At 35.1% G+C, this 16,971-nt stretch carries 13 protein-coding genes; 9 read left to right on the plus strand and 4 right to left on the minus strand.

Annotated features, from left to right (window positions below):
• Positions 1 to 176: 176 nt before the first annotated feature.
• Positions 177 to 3,245: a leucine--tRNA ligase gene (locus ACMDB5_RS02930; RefSeq protein ID WP_413999527.1), complete on the minus strand. Its 3,069-nt coding sequence runs from the start codon at positions 3,243 to 3,245 to the stop codon at positions 177 to 179.
• Between the two features lie 215 nt (positions 3,246 to 3,460).
• Here ACMDB5_RS02930 and ACMDB5_RS02935 point away from each other — a divergent pair, with 215 nt between their 5' ends.
• The 4 genes from ACMDB5_RS02935 to truB are packed head-to-tail and all read left to right on the plus strand — an operon-like array spanning position 3,461 to position 6,167.
• On the plus strand, positions 3,461 to 4,336 hold the full coding sequence (locus ACMDB5_RS02935; RefSeq protein WP_413999528.1) for a cell division protein FtsX: 876 nt from the start codon (positions 3,461 to 3,463) through the stop codon (positions 4,334 to 4,336).
• A gap of 58 nt (positions 4,337 to 4,394) precedes the next feature.
• Complete coding sequence (locus ACMDB5_RS02940; RefSeq protein ID WP_413999529.1) at positions 4,395 to 4,637, plus strand: DUF3098 domain-containing protein; 243 nt, start codon at positions 4,395 to 4,397, stop codon at positions 4,635 to 4,637.
• On the plus strand, positions 4,638 to 5,447 hold the full coding sequence (locus ACMDB5_RS02945; RefSeq protein ID WP_413999530.1) for an undecaprenyl-diphosphate phosphatase: 810 nt from the start codon (positions 4,638 to 4,640) through the stop codon (positions 5,445 to 5,447).
• 6 nt (positions 5,448 to 5,453) lie between these two features.
• Positions 5,454 to 6,167, plus strand: a complete 714-nt coding sequence (gene truB, locus ACMDB5_RS02950) for a tRNA pseudouridine(55) synthase TruB (protein ID WP_413999531.1) — start codon at positions 5,454 to 5,456, stop codon at positions 6,165 to 6,167.
• Here truB and ACMDB5_RS02955 read toward each other — a convergent pair.
• Positions 6,118 to 6,744 (minus strand): thioredoxin family protein, encoded by a 627-nt coding sequence (locus tag ACMDB5_RS02955; RefSeq protein ID WP_413999532.1) that lies wholly within the window; start codon positions 6,742 to 6,744, stop codon positions 6,118 to 6,120. The two genes, truB and ACMDB5_RS02955, sit on opposite strands and share 50 nt — an antisense overlap.
• A 107-nt stretch (positions 6,745 to 6,851) precedes the next feature.
• On the opposite strand from ACMDB5_RS02955, the gene ACMDB5_RS02960 reads away from it, so the two are divergent.
• The 4 genes from ACMDB5_RS02960 (at position 6,852) to ACMDB5_RS02975 (ending at position 11,670) form a co-directional block, all read left to right on the plus strand.
• On the plus strand, positions 6,852 to 7,634 hold the full coding sequence (locus ACMDB5_RS02960) for a patatin-like phospholipase family protein (protein WP_413999533.1): 783 nt from the start codon (positions 6,852 to 6,854) through the stop codon (positions 7,632 to 7,634).
• A gap of 67 nt (positions 7,635 to 7,701) precedes the next feature.
• Positions 7,702 to 8,409, plus strand: a complete 708-nt coding sequence (gene pyrH / locus ACMDB5_RS02965) for a UMP kinase (RefSeq protein WP_413999534.1) — start codon at positions 7,702 to 7,704, stop codon at positions 8,407 to 8,409.
• 83 nt (positions 8,410 to 8,492) lie between these two features.
• Positions 8,493 to 9,056, plus strand: coding sequence for a ribosome recycling factor (gene frr / locus ACMDB5_RS02970; protein ID WP_413999535.1), 564 nt, complete (start codon positions 8,493 to 8,495; stop codon positions 9,054 to 9,056).
• A gap of 115 nt (positions 9,057 to 9,171) precedes the next feature.
• Entirely contained in the window at positions 9,172 to 11,670 is a 2,499-nt protein-coding gene (locus ACMDB5_RS02975) for a DUF5686 family protein (RefSeq protein WP_413999536.1), read from the plus strand.
• 4 nt (positions 11,671 to 11,674) lie between these two features.
• On the opposite strand, the gene ACMDB5_RS02980 is transcribed toward ACMDB5_RS02975, so the two are convergent.
• A complete protein-coding gene (locus tag ACMDB5_RS02980; protein ID WP_413999537.1) occupies positions 11,675 to 12,004 on the minus strand; it encodes a DMT family transporter in 330 nt (109 codons plus the stop codon).
• Positions 12,005 to 12,006: 2 nt separating this feature from the next.
• On the minus strand, positions 12,007 to 14,277 hold the full coding sequence (locus ACMDB5_RS02985; RefSeq protein WP_413999538.1) for a cation:proton antiporter: 2,271 nt from the start codon (positions 14,275 to 14,277) through the stop codon (positions 12,007 to 12,009).
• A 197-nt stretch (positions 14,278 to 14,474) separates the two neighbouring features.
• On the opposite strand from ACMDB5_RS02985, the gene ACMDB5_RS02990 reads away from it, so the two are divergent.
• Positions 14,475 to 16,904, plus strand: coding sequence for an efflux RND transporter permease subunit (locus ACMDB5_RS02990; RefSeq protein ID WP_413999539.1), 2,430 nt, complete (start codon positions 14,475 to 14,477; stop codon positions 16,902 to 16,904).
• The last annotated feature ends 67 nt before the right edge of the window (positions 16,905 to 16,971 follow it).

Below are 16,971 nucleotides of genomic sequence, written 5' to 3' on the forward strand. Positions count from 1 at the left end.
TTTTAAAGTTACAAAGTAAACATCAAATTGTGAACCACTTTTTTAAAATGCCAAATTGACATTAGTTAAAAAAATCTAAATAAATAAAAAATCCAAATCCCAACAGCTGTTGAAATTTGGATTTTTAATATATCGGCATCGTAGAGATGCACTGCGGCGCATCTCTACGTGTACTTCTACCCTACCAAATTGATGATTTTTCCTGGAACAATAATAACCTTATTTGGCGTTCTGCCATCTAATTGTTTTTGTGTTCTTTCATCTTTCATGATGATTTCTTCGATTTGTTCTTTGGTTAAATCCAAAGGCAATTCGATGGTGAAACGCATTTTTCCGTTGAAAGAAACCGGATATTCCTTACTGCTTTCCACTAAATGTGCTGGTTCAAAAACCGGAAAAGCCACCGTAGCTATTGAGCCTTCATGACCTAATAACGACCATAATTCCTCGGCTATGTGTGGCGCATAAGGCGAAATCACAATTGCCAATGGTTCTAAAATCGCTCTTGAATAACAATTTTGAGTCGATAATTCATTCACACAAATCATAAACTGAGAAACAGAAGTATTGAAAGAGAAATTCTCAATATCTTCCGCCACTTTTTTAATGGTTTTATGCAATGATTTTAAATTGTCTTTTGTTGGCGCTTCATCGGTTACAATCATACCGTTTTCGTCAAAATACAAACGACACAGTTTTTTCAAGAAACCAAAAACCCCCGAAATCCCTGCCGTATTCCAAGGTTTTGCCTGTTCCAATGGCCCTAAAAACATTTCGTACAAACGCAAGGTATCCGCACCATATTCGGCACAAATATCATCTGGAGTAACTACATTGTATTTGGATTTCGACATTTTCTCTACTTCGCGACCAACGATATATTTACCGTTTTCATCGCAAATAAATTCAGCAGTAGAATATTGCTCTCTCCATCCTTTGAATTTTTCAATATCTAATTCATCAGAAGTATTTACAAAATTTACATCTGTATGCGGTTTTACAACTGAACATCTATAATCATAACACTCATCCAATATATCTTTCTCAGAATCTATAAAAGTTAAATTCGGAAATTTATTACGAATCAATTTATCTAAAACATCGTTTTCTATAAGACCATCCTCATCTGATTTAAACTTCTCTGATTCAAAAACCTTTTTTGAAATTCCAACAAAAAAAGGACGAGGTTGATCAATAGCAATACATTTACTATTATCTCCAAAATCTCTTTTAACAGAACGATAGTTTAATTCTACCCATACACCATTTACAAAAGCACTCGTTCCCAAAATCATTCCCTGATTAATCAGTTTTTTGAATGGTTCTTCCGTTGGAGCAAAACCTTTGTCTTTTAAGAATTTATTCCAAAAACGAGAATACAATAAATGTCCGGTTGCATGCTCGTTTCCGCCAATGTACAAATCGACACTTTCCCAATAAGCCAAAGCTTCTTTGCTTGCAAATTCGTTTTCATTGTGCGCATCCATATAACGCATCCAATAGAACGAACTTCCCGCCCAACCCGGCATGGTGTTCAATTCAAGAGGAAACACAGTTACATTATCTACTAACTCAGTACCAACAACTGAACACTGAACACTGTCCCAAGCCCAAACTTCGGCATTCCCTAAAGGAGGCAAACCGTCTTCTGTTGGTAAATATTTCTCTACTTCTGGTAATATAATTGGCAAATGTTTCGCATCAATCATTTGTGGCAAACCATTTACATAATACACCGGAAATGGTTCTCCCCAATATCTTTGACGGGAGAAAACAGCATCACGCAAACGGTAATTTGTTTTCCCTTTTCCTTGGTTTAATTTTTCTAATTCAGCAATTACTTTTTGAGTTCCATCTTTATAACCTAATCCGTTTAAGAAATCAGAATCAACCAATTTGAAACCGTCTTTTGCTCCAAAAGCGGCTTCAGAAATATCTTTATCAAAAATATTTTTGATTTCAGGCATTCCGTTTTGACCTTTAAAGAAATTAGCAAAAGCATAATCTCTTTCGTCACCGCAAGGAACCGCCATTACAGCACCTGTTCCGTAACCTGCCAAAACATAATCACCAATCCAAACCGGAATTGACTCTTTGGTAAACGGATGCTCCGCATAAGCTCCGGTAAATACACCCGAAATGGTTTTTACATCAGCCATACGCTCTCTTTCGGAACGTTTTGCTGTTTTTTCTATATAAGCTTCAACAGCCGCTTTTTGTTCTGGAGTTGTGATTCTAGCAACCAAATCATGTTCTGGTGCCAAAGTCATAAACGTAACTCCAAAAATAGTATCGGGACGAGTCGTGAAAACATCAATAACTTCGTTGTGTTCTTTTACATTGAAAGAAACCATCGCTCCAACCGATTTTCCAATCCAGTTCCTTTGGCTTTCCTTGATGCTTTCGCTCCAATCGATATCGTTCAAACCTTGTAACAAGCGTTCTGCATAAGCCGAAATACGCATGCTCCATTGGGTCATTTTTTTACGAACCACGGCGAAACCGCCACGTTCCGAAACTCCGTTTACAATCTCGTCATTTGCCAAAACCGTTCCCAAGCCCGGACACCAGTTTACTTCGGTCTCTGCCAAATAAGTTAATCTATATTGTAAAAGAATTTTCTCTTGTTGTTCTTTTGCGAAAGCGTTCCATTCGCTTGACGAAAACGCAACGATATTATCATCGCAAACTGCATTCACATTTGTATTTCCATCTTTTTCAAAAATAGCCGTCAAAGTCGAAATATCTTCGGCTTTATCGCTGTTTTTGTTGTACCAAGAATTGAATAATTGGATAAAAATCCACTGTGTATGTTTGTAATAATCCGGATTTGAAGTTCGAACTTCTCTGCTCCAATCAAAAGAAAATCCAATTTGATCCAATTGTTTTCTATATCCGGCAATTTTATTTCCTTCTTTGTCAAAACCACCATCAATATTTACTGAAGTGGTGTCCTCCGGACGTTGACCTGTTTGAATAGCATATTGTTCTGCCGGCAACCCGAAACTGTCGTACCCCATAGGATGCAACACATTAAAACCTTGATGTCTTTTGTATCTTGCAAAAACATCAGAAGCAATGTATCCTAGCGGATGCCCCACGTGCAATCCAGCACCTGAAGGATAAGGAAACATATCCAGCACATAATACTTAGGTTTATCGGAGTTATTTACAGCGGCAAAAGTTTGATTTTCTGCCCAATAGTTGCGCCATTTGGCTTCTATTTCGTTCGGATTGTATTTCATTCTCTTTAAATATTGTTTTTTTGAAATCGGGTTAACTTAAATTCCCCTCCTCCATTCGGTTCAAAATTGTAAGCTTGCAAAGCTGTATTGCGTTTCTCACAATGAATTATTAAGCGGCAAATTTACGTTTATTGTACGAAAGTTAAAACTTTGAGCGTTATTAACTTTAAATAAAGAAATTCTTTATTATTTTTACCCCATAATTAAAATAAACTATGAGTTCTTCATTTGATAAGTTTCAAAAGCGCAGGTTAATTTCCTCTTATTTTTCGGTGGTTCTAAGTGTATTCTTGGTATTATTTTTATTAGGCGTATTAGGCCTTTTTATTATAAATTCTAAGAAACTGGCAGATGACTTCAAAGAGAAAATTGCGATGACCGTATTTTTCAAGAACGAAGCCAACGACACTATCCTAAAGGCTTTTGGAGGACAACTTAAAATAGCTCCTTATGCTAAATCGAATGTGTATGTTTCTAAGGAAGCTGCCGCAAAACAACATACGGATATCATCGGAGAGGATTTCATGACCTTTTTGGGTGAAAACCCATTGCAAAACTCCTACGACATTCATTTAAAAGCCGATTATGTCGTTAAAGACAGTATCACAAAAATTGAAAGACAACTGCGTACAAACCCTATGATTGCTGATATTGTTTATGACAAACAATTAGTAAATCTAGTAAATGACAATATCAAGAAAGTGAGTATGTGGATCTTAATCATCAGCGGATTCCTAACTTTTATCGCCGTTTTACTGATTAACAGTTCCTTGCGTTTGTCGATACATTCTAACAGATTTATCATCAAAACCATGCAAATGGTTGGCGCCACAAAAACATTCATTCGAAAACCTTTTGTTATGCGCAGCATAAAATTAGGAATGATGGGAGCCGCTTTGGCAATTATTGCACTAATTGGTCTTTTGATTTATGTAGAAACCAGTTTCCCTGATCTTGGAATCCTAGACGACAAAATGCTAATTGTTTTTGTTTTACTAGCCGTTTTTGGAATTGGAGTTTTAATCACCTGGTTAAGCACTCACTTTGCCACACAACGATTCTTGAATCTAAGAACAGACGATCTTTATTAATTTCAGATTATTGATTAACGATTTCAGATTTTAAAAAAACATAATAATTCCATATAAAATGAAAAATAACGACCAAAAACACGAATTCCTTTTTGGAAAGATAAATTACAAAATTCTATTGATTGGAATTGGAGTTATTGCTCTAGGATTTATTTTAATGTCTGGCGGAGGAAGTGATGATCCTAATGTATTTAGTGAGGCTATTTTTGACTTCAGAAGAATCCGTTTGGCTCCAACTACTGTTTTAATTGGTTTTGGAATCACCATTTATGCCATACTAAAGAATCCCAACAAAGCATAAATGAATACATTACAAGCATTTTTAATTGCAATTATAGAAGGACTAACAGAATATCTTCCTGTCTCTTCAACTGGTCACATGGTATTTGTTAGTTCTTATTTTGGAATCCAAGAGGATGATTTCGTCAAACTTTTCCAGGTTTCCATTCAGTTTGGAGCTATTTTGGCGGTAGTCGCTTTATATTGGAAAAAGTTTTTTGATTTTTCAAAATTCAATTTCTACATCAAGTTGGCCGCTGCGGTAATTCCGGCTTTGGTTCTGGGAAAATTATTCGATGATAAAATTGAGGCAGTTTTAGGAAATCCAATTCCTATTGCCATTGTATTGATTCTAGGCGGAATCGTATTGCTTTTTATAGACAACTATTTTCAAAACCCAACCATTAACCGAGAAGAAGATATCACCATCAAAAAAGCGGTGACCATAGGTTTCTGGCAATGTTTGGCTATGATGCCGGGAACAAGTAGATCAGCCGCATCCATCATTGGAGGAATGCAACAAGGATTGACGCGTCAGGCTGCAGCCGAATTCTCTTTCTTTTTGGCCGTCCCTACAATGCTAGCTGTAACTTGCTATTCTGTTTTTTTAAAGACTTACGAAAGCTCCCAAATGAAAGGCTACGAGCTCATCTTGAAATCGGATGAAAACATCAAAATGTTTCTAATTGGAAATTTAATTGCTTTTATCGTTGCGGTTTTAGCCATTAAATTCTTCATTGAAATCATTAAAAAATACGGTTTTAAACCTTGGGGTTGGTACAGAATCATTGTTGGTTCTTTTTTACTTATCTATTTCACTTACCTAAAATAAATTCCCTTGCTAACTCAAGAAGACTACTTAAACGGACAAATTTTACTGATTGACAAACCTTTAAAATGGAGTTCTTTTCAGGCAGTGAACAAACTAAAATACGCCTTGATCAACAAGATGGGGCTCCCAAAAAAGTTTAAGATTGGACATGCCGGGACTTTAGATCCATTAGCCTCGGGATTATTGCTAGTTTGTACAGGAAAATTCACCAAAAGAATATCTGAACTTCAAGGACAAGCCAAAGAATACACAGGAACTTTCTTTATCGGGGCAACGACACCTTCCTATGATTTAGAAACCGAAATTGATCAAACTTTCCCAACGGAACACATTGACGAAGCATTAATTCGCGAAACGGTGAAACAGTTTTTGGGTGAAATTGACCAAAAACCGCCCGTTTTTTCGGCAATAAAAAAAGACGGTGTACGATTGTATGAACATGCACGCGCAGGGGTCGAAGTTGAAATAGCCTCCAGAAAAACCACTATCCATGAATTTGAAATTACCCGAATAGCACTTCCCGAAATAGATTTCAGGGTAGTTTGCAGCAAAGGAACTTACATCCGTTCTCTCGCTTACGATTTTGGAAAGGCGATGCAATCAGGCTCGCACCTGACTGCTTTACGCCGAACAAAAATTGGAGATTATGATGTGAAAAACGCTGTAGATGTTACATATTTTGAACAATCTCTTGGTCTAGATCAAGCATCATCTGAATAATTTCTTCTTGAGTAGAGAGCCCTTTGTCATGCAAGTACCATAATTGCAAATTGGTTTTAGCTATTTCATCAACAACTCTATGCTCTTTTTTGTAATTTAAAATCAGGTCAGAAGCTCCTTTTGGTCTTGGTCCCCAATGAGCCAAGGCTCCGCCTGTTTCTCTGTTAATGACAATCAATTTAGGAATTGCTCTGCCTTTGTTAGTCAAAAACAAATCCATAAGTTCTTCATTTTCATCACGAAGAACAATCTTCAAATCAATTCTACTATCAGAAACACTAGCCATTTTATTAAAAATAGGCAATAACTGAGCCGCATCACCACACCAACCTTCTGAAATAACTAACCATAGGTAACCGTTTTTCAAAGACTTTAATTTCTGAATATTCTCATCTGAGACTTTCAAGGTTTTTTCCAAACGATTCATGCGGGTTTCGTTCAAATGGCTGTAATTGGTCAATTCATCCGACTGTTCTTTACCAGTAGATTTTTCTTCAAGTAACAAATCTGAAACTATTTTTCTATATTCTAGATAAGAATGACTCTTAAACAAGGCTTTAGCAATTGAGGCTTTCATAATTTATATTTATTTATGTAAAGTTAGAACAAAATAATAATTTTAAACATGACAAAAGTCACTTTGAAATAAACAAAAACTGTAATTTTATAAAAAACAGAAAATAGATGATAAATCTAAAAACAAAATCAATTGGTCTAGCACTTTCAGGTGGCGGAACAAAGGGTTTGGCACATGCTGGTGCCATAAAATTTCTAGAAGAAAAAAACATTCGTCCCTCTCGAATAGCGGGTACAAGTGCCGGATCTATTGTGGGAGCGATGTATGCTTGGGGAAAATCACCTGAAGAAATTCTGGAATTCTTCAAATCAGTATACCTTTTTCATTGGAAACACATCACCTTTAAAAAAGCAGGATTAATCGATTCGTCTTCGTTTATTGATTATTTTCATGCCATTTTTCAAGATGCGGTCATAGGAGATTTAAAAATTCCGACTCAAATTACGGCAACAGATATGATAAGAGGGAAATTAAAAATATTTGAGTCCGAAACAAAAATTATCGATGCTTTAATTTCTTCTTCCGCTTTTCCAGGAATCATTTCACCATTTGAAATTAAAGGAAATCACTATAGCGATGGTGGGATCTTAAATCATTTCCCGACAGATATTTTACAAGGTCGTTGTGATACTATAATTGGTATTTATGTCAGTCCGATTCAAAAGATTGAAGCCAAAGACTTAAATTCGATACGATCTGTCACCAATAGAGCATTCGATATTCTTTCGGAGAATTCAAACAGCCAAAAATTCAACTTTTGCGACTGGATTATAGAACCAAAAGAACTGAGTGTTTTTAGCACATTTGAAACGAATAAACTCAAAATGGATTCGATTTTCAACCTTGGTTATCAGGCAGCGAAAAACACCTATGAGAAACAAAATTTATAAATTTTGAACGACACTTTTTAAAAAAAAAGAATATACCTATATTTGCACAAAACAACTCAACATACACATGAAATATAAAAGAATTCTTCTAAAATTAAGCGGTGAAGCTTTGATGGGTGAAAGACAATATGGAATTGATCCTGTAAGATTAGCCGAATATGCTGAAGAAATTAAAAAGATTCACGACCAAGGAGTAGAAATTGCTATCGTAATAGGTGGTGGAAACATCTTTAGAGGAGTTGCAGGTGCAAGTAATGGAATGGACAGAGTGCAAGGTGACTATATGGGAATGCTTGCCACTGTTATCAACGGAATGGCATTACAAGGCGCATTAGAAGACAAAGGAATGCTAACCCGATTGCAAACCGCATTGAAAATTGAAGCTATAGCTGAGCCATATATTAAAAGAAGAGCGGTGCGTCACCTTGAAAAAGGAAGAATCGTAATTTTTGGAGCTGGTACCGGAAATCCTTATTTTACAACGGATACAGCAGCCGTTTTACGTGGCGTTGAAATTAATGCCGATGTAATCCTAAAAGGAACCCGTGTTGATGGTGTTTATGATTCAGATCCTGAAAAAAATGCTTCAGCATTAAAATTTGATACCATCTCGTTTGAAGATGTTCTTAAAAAAGGATTGAATGTAATGGATACCACAGCTTTCACTTTGAGTCAGGAAAATAAATTGCCAATTGTAATTTTTGACATGAATAAAGAAGGTAACCTATTAAAAATCTGTGAAGGACAAAACATAGGAACCGAAGTAAATATATAAATAGATTATTAGACAGTTAGATTATTAGATGGTTAGAAAGTCTAAGAAATCCGGCAGTCCAAGAAATCTAAAAATCTAAAAATATGACTGAAGAAATTGAATTTATATTAGATAGCACCAAAGAATCTATGTCAGGTTCTATTGCTCACTTAGAGAAAGAATTCCTAAATATTCGTGCTGGAAAAGCATCTCCTGCCATGTTGGGAAGTGTTTTTGTAGATTATTATGGTTCATCGACACCACTTTCACAGGTAGCAAAAATCAGCGTTCCTGATGCAAGAACGATTACTTTGCAACCTTTTGAAAGAAATATGCTGCATACGATAGAGAAAGCAATCATGATTGCCAATATTGGTTTTAATCCGATGAATAACGGAGATTTAATCATAATCAGTGTTCCGCCTTTGACAGAAGACAGAAGACGCGAATTGGCAAAACAAGCAAAATCAGAAGCTGAAGACGGTAAAATAGGAATTAGAAATGCTCGTAAAGACGCTAATACCGATATCAAAAAATTAGAAAAAGACGGAACATCAGAAGACATTTGTAAAAGTGCCGAAGAAGAAGTTCAAAACCTAACCAATAGTTACATCAAAAAAATTGACGAACTTCTTGCTGTAAAAGAAGCCGAAATCATGAAAGTATAACTTTTGATAAACATCATTACAATCCGTCTCGTTAAAATAACAAGACGGATTTTTTTATTGCTATTTTTGCTGCAACAAAACAAAATTATAATCGTTTTGTAATAAAACTACATCTATGAAGCATTTTTGGATATTGCTTTTCCTATTTTCACTTTCGCTTCAGGCACAATTTCAAATAAATGGAATTGTCAAAGAATCTACCACTAATAAGCCACTACCCTTTGCAACTATTACCTCAAATGACGGCTTGAATACCGTTACGGATGTAGATGGGAAATTCAATATTTTATCTAAAAAAATACTCAATAGTTTCACTGTATCGTATCTTGGCTTTACGCCGACTAAAGTAGTTATTGAAAAAAACAAAAATTATTATGCCGTTTTCCTCTCTCAAAAAAGAAGTGATTTAAACGAAGTTTTGATTGCTAATGAAAATCCTGCTTTGGCAATAATCAAAAAGGCAATTGAGAACAAAAACAGCAATGATCCGCAAAAAAAACTAAACAATTTTGAGTTCAAATCCTACAACAAACTAATTGTTACAGCTAATCCCGACTCAATTTCTGAAAGAACAGATTCAGTTTTTATCAAAAAACCCATCGGAATAGTATTCAAAAAAATCGATTCTGCTAATTATAAATTTAAAGAGATTGTAACCAAACAGCATTTGTTTCAAACCGAAAAAGTATCCCAATTTCAATTTGGCGGTCACAAATTAAAAGAAACCATTCTGGGAACAAAAATGGCTGGTTTTAAGCAGCCTATTTATGAAATCATAGGCTTCAACCTACAATCCTTTTCTATTTACGATTCCAGTTACGAACTGTTTGAAACCAAATACAACAGCCCGATTGCAAAAGATGCTTTTCACGATTATAGCTATAAATTATTAGACACGGTTTTGATAAATGGAAGAAATTCCTATATGGTGTATTTCAAAAACAAAAAGAAAAGAAAAGCATCCGGTTTAGAAGGCGTATTATACATCGACCAAAACAGTTATGCCATTTCTAAAGCTATCATGCGTATAAAAGGAGTTCTTGACATCAGCGGAATCCATGATTTTAAATACATCGCTGAAGAGAATATTTGGTTTCCGATACGCAAGACTTTTAAAATCATAAAAGGGAAAAATGATGACGATATAAAGATTCTTGGCGGCACCATACAATTTGACGGTGATGTAGAAAAAGACTTTAAACCTCGAAAAAAAACGGCGACTGATTATGCTTATCTTCTGTCTGAAACTGAAAACTTTGACATTAATTACAACATCCCGATCGAAATTAAAAAAAGTCATATTTCAATCGAAATTCAAGATGATGCCATTAACAAACCTGAAAGTTTTTGGAAGACTTACCGAAAAGACAGCCTAGACATTCGAGACAAAAAAACCTATTTAGCTTTGGATAGCATCGCTATTAAAAAACGAATTGAAAGCCGCATCCGTTTTGGCCGAAAAATTGTCAATGGCTATCTGCCGATGGGATATGTAGACTTGGATTTGCGCAGAATATTCAGGTATAACAATTACGAAGGATTTAGGCTGGGCATTGGCGGTACCACAAGCGAACAATTTTCCAAAATATACAGAATTGAAGGATACACCGCTTATGGAACAAAAGACGGAGAGTTCAAATACAACTTGGGTGTTGCGGCTCGCGTGGGTAAATTTTCAAATTCATGGATTGGAGCTTCCTACACAGACGACGTTAGGGAGATTGCCAGCACTTTATATTCAGTTGAAAAAAGACCTTTTAAACTCTATGATCCAAGACCTATAAATATTAGTACTTTTTACAATTATGTGAGTTGGAAAACTTATATAGAAACCAAAATTATTCCCAAAACCGAAAGTAAATGGGAACTCACTCATTCTGCCATAGAGCCTAAATTCAATTACACTTACAATTTAGACGGTACTTTATATACTCATTATGTAATGACAACGGCCATGGTTTCATTGCAATGGAACCCTTTTAGCGATTATATGCAAACGCCAATCGGAAGAATTGAGGTAGAGAAACGTTTTCCAAAATTCACTTTTCAATACACTCAATCATTACCAAAAATAGCCAACAATGATTTTGAGTTCAGCAAAATTGACTTTAAAACCGAATATGAAAAGAAATATTTAAATGGTCAAAAAACCAATTTACTTTTAGAGGCCGGATATGCTTTAGGCGATGTTCCGCTAACGCATTTGTACAATACTTCGCCAAATAATATCACCAAAGAAACCGTCATACAAAGAATTACTTTTGCAGGAAGAAATAGTTTTGAAACAATGTATTTTAATGAGTTTTTCTCCAGTGAATTTGTTTATTTCCAACTCAAGCACGGTTTCAAGCGAGTTACTCTTTTTCAAAAAGTAAAACCTTCGTTAGTGCTTGTTTCCAGAATGGCATGGGGAAATTTACAAAAACCAGAACAACATATTGGTTTAGATTACAAAACCCTAGATAAAGGCTATTTTGAATCTGGGATAGAACTCAATCAAATTTTAAACGGCTTGGGATTAACGGCATTTTACCGTTATGGCCCAAATGGCTTACCTAAATTTGAGGACAATATTGCCATCAAACTGAGCTTTGTCTTTAATCTGGGGCTCTAATATTTTAATGACTCGATACGAATTTCAACCCTACAATTGAAGCAATTAGAGTGCTCAAAAAGAAAATTCTCCAAAAAGTAGCGGGTTCTTTAAAAATAAAAATTCCAACCAAAACTGTTCCAACTGCACCAATTCCTGTCCAAACCGCGTAAGCTGTTCCAATAGGCAATTCCTGTGTTGCTTTGTAAAGTAGCACCATACTTATGGTAAGACAAACTAAAAATCCCAACATCCAATAAGTAGATGCCGCGCCGCTTGTTTCTTTGGCTTTGCCTAAACAAGAAGCAAAACCTACTTCGAACAAACCTCCTAATATCAATAAAATCCAACTCATAATTATTGTTTTAAAATCAAAACTGATGGTACACCACTCAACCAATCGCTTCGGTAATCCACCAGCGCTTTCCAGCTCTCTAAACTAATTAGCATTAAATCCTGCTGCTCTAAAAATTCTTTTTTGATAATTTTATCATCTATTAAACCAATATTATTAGGGTATTTTTGTTGCAAAGAATTTATCGCACTCTCCATAACAAAATTGGTATTTACATGTCCGTTTACATCCAAAACCATTATTTCAGAGTTGTTGTTGTAAATTAATTTCTGCGCATAATCGATCAGAAAGGAATCTTCGGGACTGAAAATTGGAAGAAAAACTTTATTTACGTTTTGAAGTTCTTTGTCAATCAAAATCCCAATTGGCATTTTGGTTTTAGAAATAATCTGTCTTGTTCTTTCATCAAATGGTGAATTTTCAAAAAGACCTTCTTTTCCGGTGAATTTATCAATCAATCGATCCGGATTAATTATCCTTGTGGTAAAGCCAATTACTTTTCCAAGAATGGTTCCTTCAAAAATTGATTTTCCTAAACCTACTAACAGCAAATCATAATCTCCTTGATTTGCAACATCGGCAATCTCTGTTTCTATATCAGCAGTTGCTTTAAATATGGTCGTAATTTCCTGATTTAAAACCTTTGATTCTTTGACAATAGGAATAAAACTGCTTTTTTCCCTGTCCTCAATATTATAAGGATTCATCTCGTCACTCAATGACAAATGCATTGCGGTTATAGTTGATTGCTCTTTTTGCTTTTTCATTAAACTATGAGCCAATCGCAAAAGCGACTTCCCTTTTTCGTTGTTCCCAAACGAAATTAATATTCGATACTTATTAAGATTAGTTACTTCTACGGTATCGGTATTCTCCTTAGTTTTAAAAACAAAATTGATTAGATCTAAGGCCGGACCTGTCATAAATGTAGTTACTAATGCCATAATTACCATCATCGTAAAAACTTCAGGAGTCAACACTTTGAGTTCTAATCCTATATTTAAGACAATTAACTCCATTAATCCTCTGGTGTTCATCAAAGCTCCAATGGTTAAACTGTCGCGCCAATTTTGTCCAACAAATCTGGCTGCCAGCGCACTCCCTAAAAATTTACCAACAACTGCTACCAGAATAATGAAACCGGTTACTTTCCATAAATAAGGATCGTTGATAAGTCCAATTTCAGTTTTCAAACCCGTAAAAACAAAAAACAAAGGCAATAGAAGAATAACCGAAACGTCTTCAACTTTTTCAATAAATATAGTTCTGAATTTAGGTACATCTGGCATAATAGCACCGGTCATAAAAGCACCAAATAAGGCGTGAATCCCTATTACTTCTGTAGCATAAGAAGAAAGGATAAGTATCAAAAAGAAAATAGCCACTACTGGCTTGACTATCGCATCTTTTGAACCGTATAAATCTCCTATTCGCTTCAAGAAGGGTTTTACTATAAAAAGCATAACCAAAACGTAAATCATCGCTAAACCGATAATGTATAAAGAACTCACAAAAGTTCCTGCTTTTACGATTGCAATTACAACTGCCAATAAACACCAAGCCGTGATATCATCGGCGGCAGCACAAGTAATAACAATAGCGCCCAATCTGGTTTTATGAATACCTCTTTCCTGAACAATTCGTGCCAGAACAGGAAAAGCAGTGATGCTCATCGCAATTCCCATAAACAAACTAAACGAAAGGAATTTTACGCCTTCGGGAGCAAATCGATTATAAACAAAATAAGCAAGCCCAATTCCTAAGGCAAATGGAATAACAATACTGGCATGACTGATGACAACCGCCTCGTTGGCTTTATTTTTTAAAACTTTCAAATCAAGCTCCATTCCTATGACAAACATGAAAAGTATCAATCCTATCTGGCTCAAGAACTTAAGATTCCCCAAGGATTCTACCGGAAATAACGCAGCCGAAAAATCCGGAAAATACATTCCCAACAACGAAGGCCCAAGAACGATTCCTGCGATAATTTCACCAATTACGGAAGGTTGTCCTATTTTTTTGAAGATCCAGCCACAAAAACGGGCCACCAAGATAATCGTAATAATCTGCGCTAAAAGTATAGCCAAAGGATCCTGAAAATTATGCAGCATTGATGTTATAAAATCATCCCAAGAAGCTTTTCCAGAATTTGGAGTCACAATCGTTTCGCGGACTTCTAAATGCTTTCCTTCACTTATAATCCAATAAATTAATGCAGTAAAACCACCTGTAACACCAAAATAAAATAATGCGTTTTTATAATTCTTCATACTTATTTTTAAAAGAAAATCTCAGCTTTAAAAAGCAAAGATGAGAAAATCAAATATATAATTTATAACTTAAAGAATTATCTTATCGTAAAATAAAAAAAGCCCTTGTATTATTAGCCTTACAATATAAAAAGTTTAGCACAAACCTCATGATTCATAGCTGTTTTACCTACCTTTGCCGCCGATATATATGAAATATGATTAAGTGGTTTAGTTTAGGATTTTGGGAATTAATAGCCCGAACAATACTCAGAAATAGAATAATTATTTTGTGTGGAATTGCTTTAATAACAATTCTACTTGCTTTACAGTGGAAAAATGTAAAATTTACCCAAACCGAAGCTAACCTTATCCCAGCAGATGATAAGGTAAATGTTGACTATGATCATTTTCTTAAAAACTTCGGCGAAGAAGGAAATTTGATCGTAATAGCAACCAAAGACCCAAAGTTATTTACTCCAAAAGTATTCAAAGCTTGGAGTGCACTTATGGAAAAAATCAAAAGCGATAAAGAAGTAAGTTTGGTGATTTCTGTAGACAATCTACAACAATTAGTCAAAAATGACTCTTTGCAAACTTTTGAATTAAAACCTTTTGTAAACCCCGAAAAAATAAACGACCCTGTTTACTTAACCCAACTGAAATCGGATTTTTTCAAAAATCTTCCTTTTTACGAAGGCTTACTTTTTAATAAAAAAACAGAGGCGGTTCGCTCGGCAATTTATCTGGACAAAGAGATTGTCAACACCAAAGCCAGAAAAGATTATGTGCTTCATAAATTTATTCCTGAGATAGATAAATTTTACAAGGAAACAGGCATCAAACCTCATGTTTCGGGCATGCCTTACATCCGAACATTAAATGCTAAAACCATTACTGATGAAATTGGTTTATTTATTGGTGCGGCTTTATTGATAACCTCGCTTATTTTCTTTTATTTCTTCCGTTCGTTCAAAGCTACTCTTACTTCTTTGATTATTGTGATTATCGGGGTAATGTGGTCTTTCGGGATTATGGGAGGAATGGGTTATGAAATAACTGTACTTACCGCTTTGGTACCAACATTAGTAATTGTAATTGGTATTCCGAATTGTATTTTCTTTATCAACAAATACCATCAGGAATACCACAAACACGCCAACAAAGCCAAAGCATTGCAACGTGTAATTACCAAAACCGGGACAGCTACACTTATGACCAACATTACAACTGCTGTGGGTTTTGCAACATTTATTATAACCAATAATGTATTGCTTAAAGAATTTGGAGTGGTTACAACGATCAACATTATTGCTATTTACACCTTAAGTTTGTTGATTATCCCGATATTTTTTAGCTATTTTCCTCCTCCAATACCTAGACACTTAAACCATTTAGAACGCCAATCACTAGCTAATTTTTTCAAATGGATTATCAATACTGTAAAATACAGACGTTTTTCCGTATATGTAACTTCAATAATCTTATTGGTTTTCGGAATAATCGGTATCTACAAAATTAAAATTTCAGGAAGTATCATAGAAGACATGCCTAAAAAAACCGACTTCTTTGACGACATTCGTTTCTTCGAAAAAGAATTCGATGGAGTCATGCCTCTCGAAATAATGATCAATACCAAAAAGGAAAATGGGGCAATGAAACTTAGCAATCTGCGAAGAATGGAAGAATTGGAAGAAACGATTGTTGATATTCCGGAACTTTCTAAACCGCTATCAATTGTTAATGTGGCCAAAAGTTTCAAACAAGCCTATTACAACGGAAATCCTGAGTTTTACGAATTGCCTTCTTCACAGGAAGAAACATTCTTAATTCCTTACATTAAAAATTCGCTCAAAAAATCAAAAGACAATCAGCTTAAAAGCTACATCACTGATGACGGAAGTATTGCACGAATGACTGCATTTATCAAAGATGAAAACGGCGAAAAAATGGAGGGTATCGAATCTCAAATTCGCAGAAAAGTCGATAAAATTTTCCCAGCTCCAAAATACGAAGTAATTATTACCGGTAAAGCATCCGTATTCCAAAAAGGAACAAAATACTTGCTTGACAATTTATTATCTTCCTTACTTTTTGCTTTTGCATTAACCGGAGGTCTAGTTGCAATCATGTTCCGTTCTTTCAAGATGGTCTTGGTGTCTATTATTCCTAATTTATTACCATTGTTGATGACTGCGGGTCTGATGGGCTTTTTGGGAATTCCGTTAAAACCTTCTACCCTATTGGTTTTCGGAATCGCATTCGGAATGTCAGTAGACGACACCCTACGTTTCCTGGCACAATACCGATTGGAACTCCCAAGAAACAACTGGAAAATAAAAAAATCCGTTTTTGCCACATTTGAAGATTCGGGTATTAGTATGTTTTACACTTCTATTGTATTATTCTTTGGTTTCTCTGTATTCATGCTTTCAAGCTTTGGAGGAACAGTCGCCCTTGGAGGTTTAGTTGCTATTACTTTGTGTTTTGGTATGCTGTCTAATCTTGTTTTATTACCTTCATTGGTACTAACATTAAACAAAACCTTGGCTAATCAACAGGAATTTATTGAACCTACAATAGATATATTGGAACATTCAGATGAAGAAGTTGATGAATTAGAACGAAAAAACAAGCTACGTTCTTAAGAACTGACTCCACTTTCAATAATAAATAAAAAATCCTTTTGTGTACTGACTGATACATAAAAGGATT

Source organism: Flavobacterium sp. W1B (assembly GCF_047344965.1).
GTDB lineage: Bacteria > Bacteroidota > Bacteroidia > Flavobacteriales > Flavobacteriaceae > Flavobacterium.

Bases quoted from the DNA above. Each gene is read 5' to 3' on its own strand.
- ACMDB5_RS02990 (WP_413999539.1), top strand. From the start codon at position 14,475: ATGATTAAGTGGTTTAGTTTAGGATTTTGGGAATTAATAGCCCGAACA.
- ACMDB5_RS02980 (WP_413999537.1), bottom strand. From the start codon at position 12,004: ATGAGTTGGATTTTATTGATATTAGGAGGTTTGTTCGAAGTAGGTTTT.
- ACMDB5_RS02985 (WP_413999538.1), bottom strand. From the start codon at position 14,277: ATGAAGAATTATAAAAACGCATTATTTTATTTTGGTGTTACAGGTGGT.
- ACMDB5_RS02930 (WP_413999527.1), bottom strand. From the start codon at position 3,245: ATGAAATACAATCCGAACGAAATAGAAGCCAAATGGCGCAACTATTGG.
- ACMDB5_RS02975 (WP_413999536.1), top strand. From the start codon at position 9,172: ATGAAGCATTTTTGGATATTGCTTTTCCTATTTTCACTTTCGCTTCAG.
- ACMDB5_RS02960 (WP_413999533.1), top strand. From the start codon at position 6,852: ATGATAAATCTAAAAACAAAATCAATTGGTCTAGCACTTTCAGGTGGC.
- pyrH (WP_413999534.1), top strand. From the start codon at position 7,702: ATGAAATATAAAAGAATTCTTCTAAAATTAAGCGGTGAAGCTTTGATG.
- ACMDB5_RS02935 (WP_413999528.1), top strand. From the start codon at position 3,461: ATGAGTTCTTCATTTGATAAGTTTCAAAAGCGCAGGTTAATTTCCTCT.
- ACMDB5_RS02945 (WP_413999530.1), top strand. From the start codon at position 4,638: ATGAATACATTACAAGCATTTTTAATTGCAATTATAGAAGGACTAACA.
- ACMDB5_RS02955 (WP_413999532.1), bottom strand. From the start codon at position 6,744: ATGAAAGCCTCAATTGCTAAAGCCTTGTTTAAGAGTCATTCTTATCTA.
- ACMDB5_RS02940 (WP_413999529.1), top strand. From the start codon at position 4,395: ATGAAAAATAACGACCAAAAACACGAATTCCTTTTTGGAAAGATAAAT.
- frr (WP_413999535.1), top strand. From the start codon at position 8,493: ATGACTGAAGAAATTGAATTTATATTAGATAGCACCAAAGAATCTATG.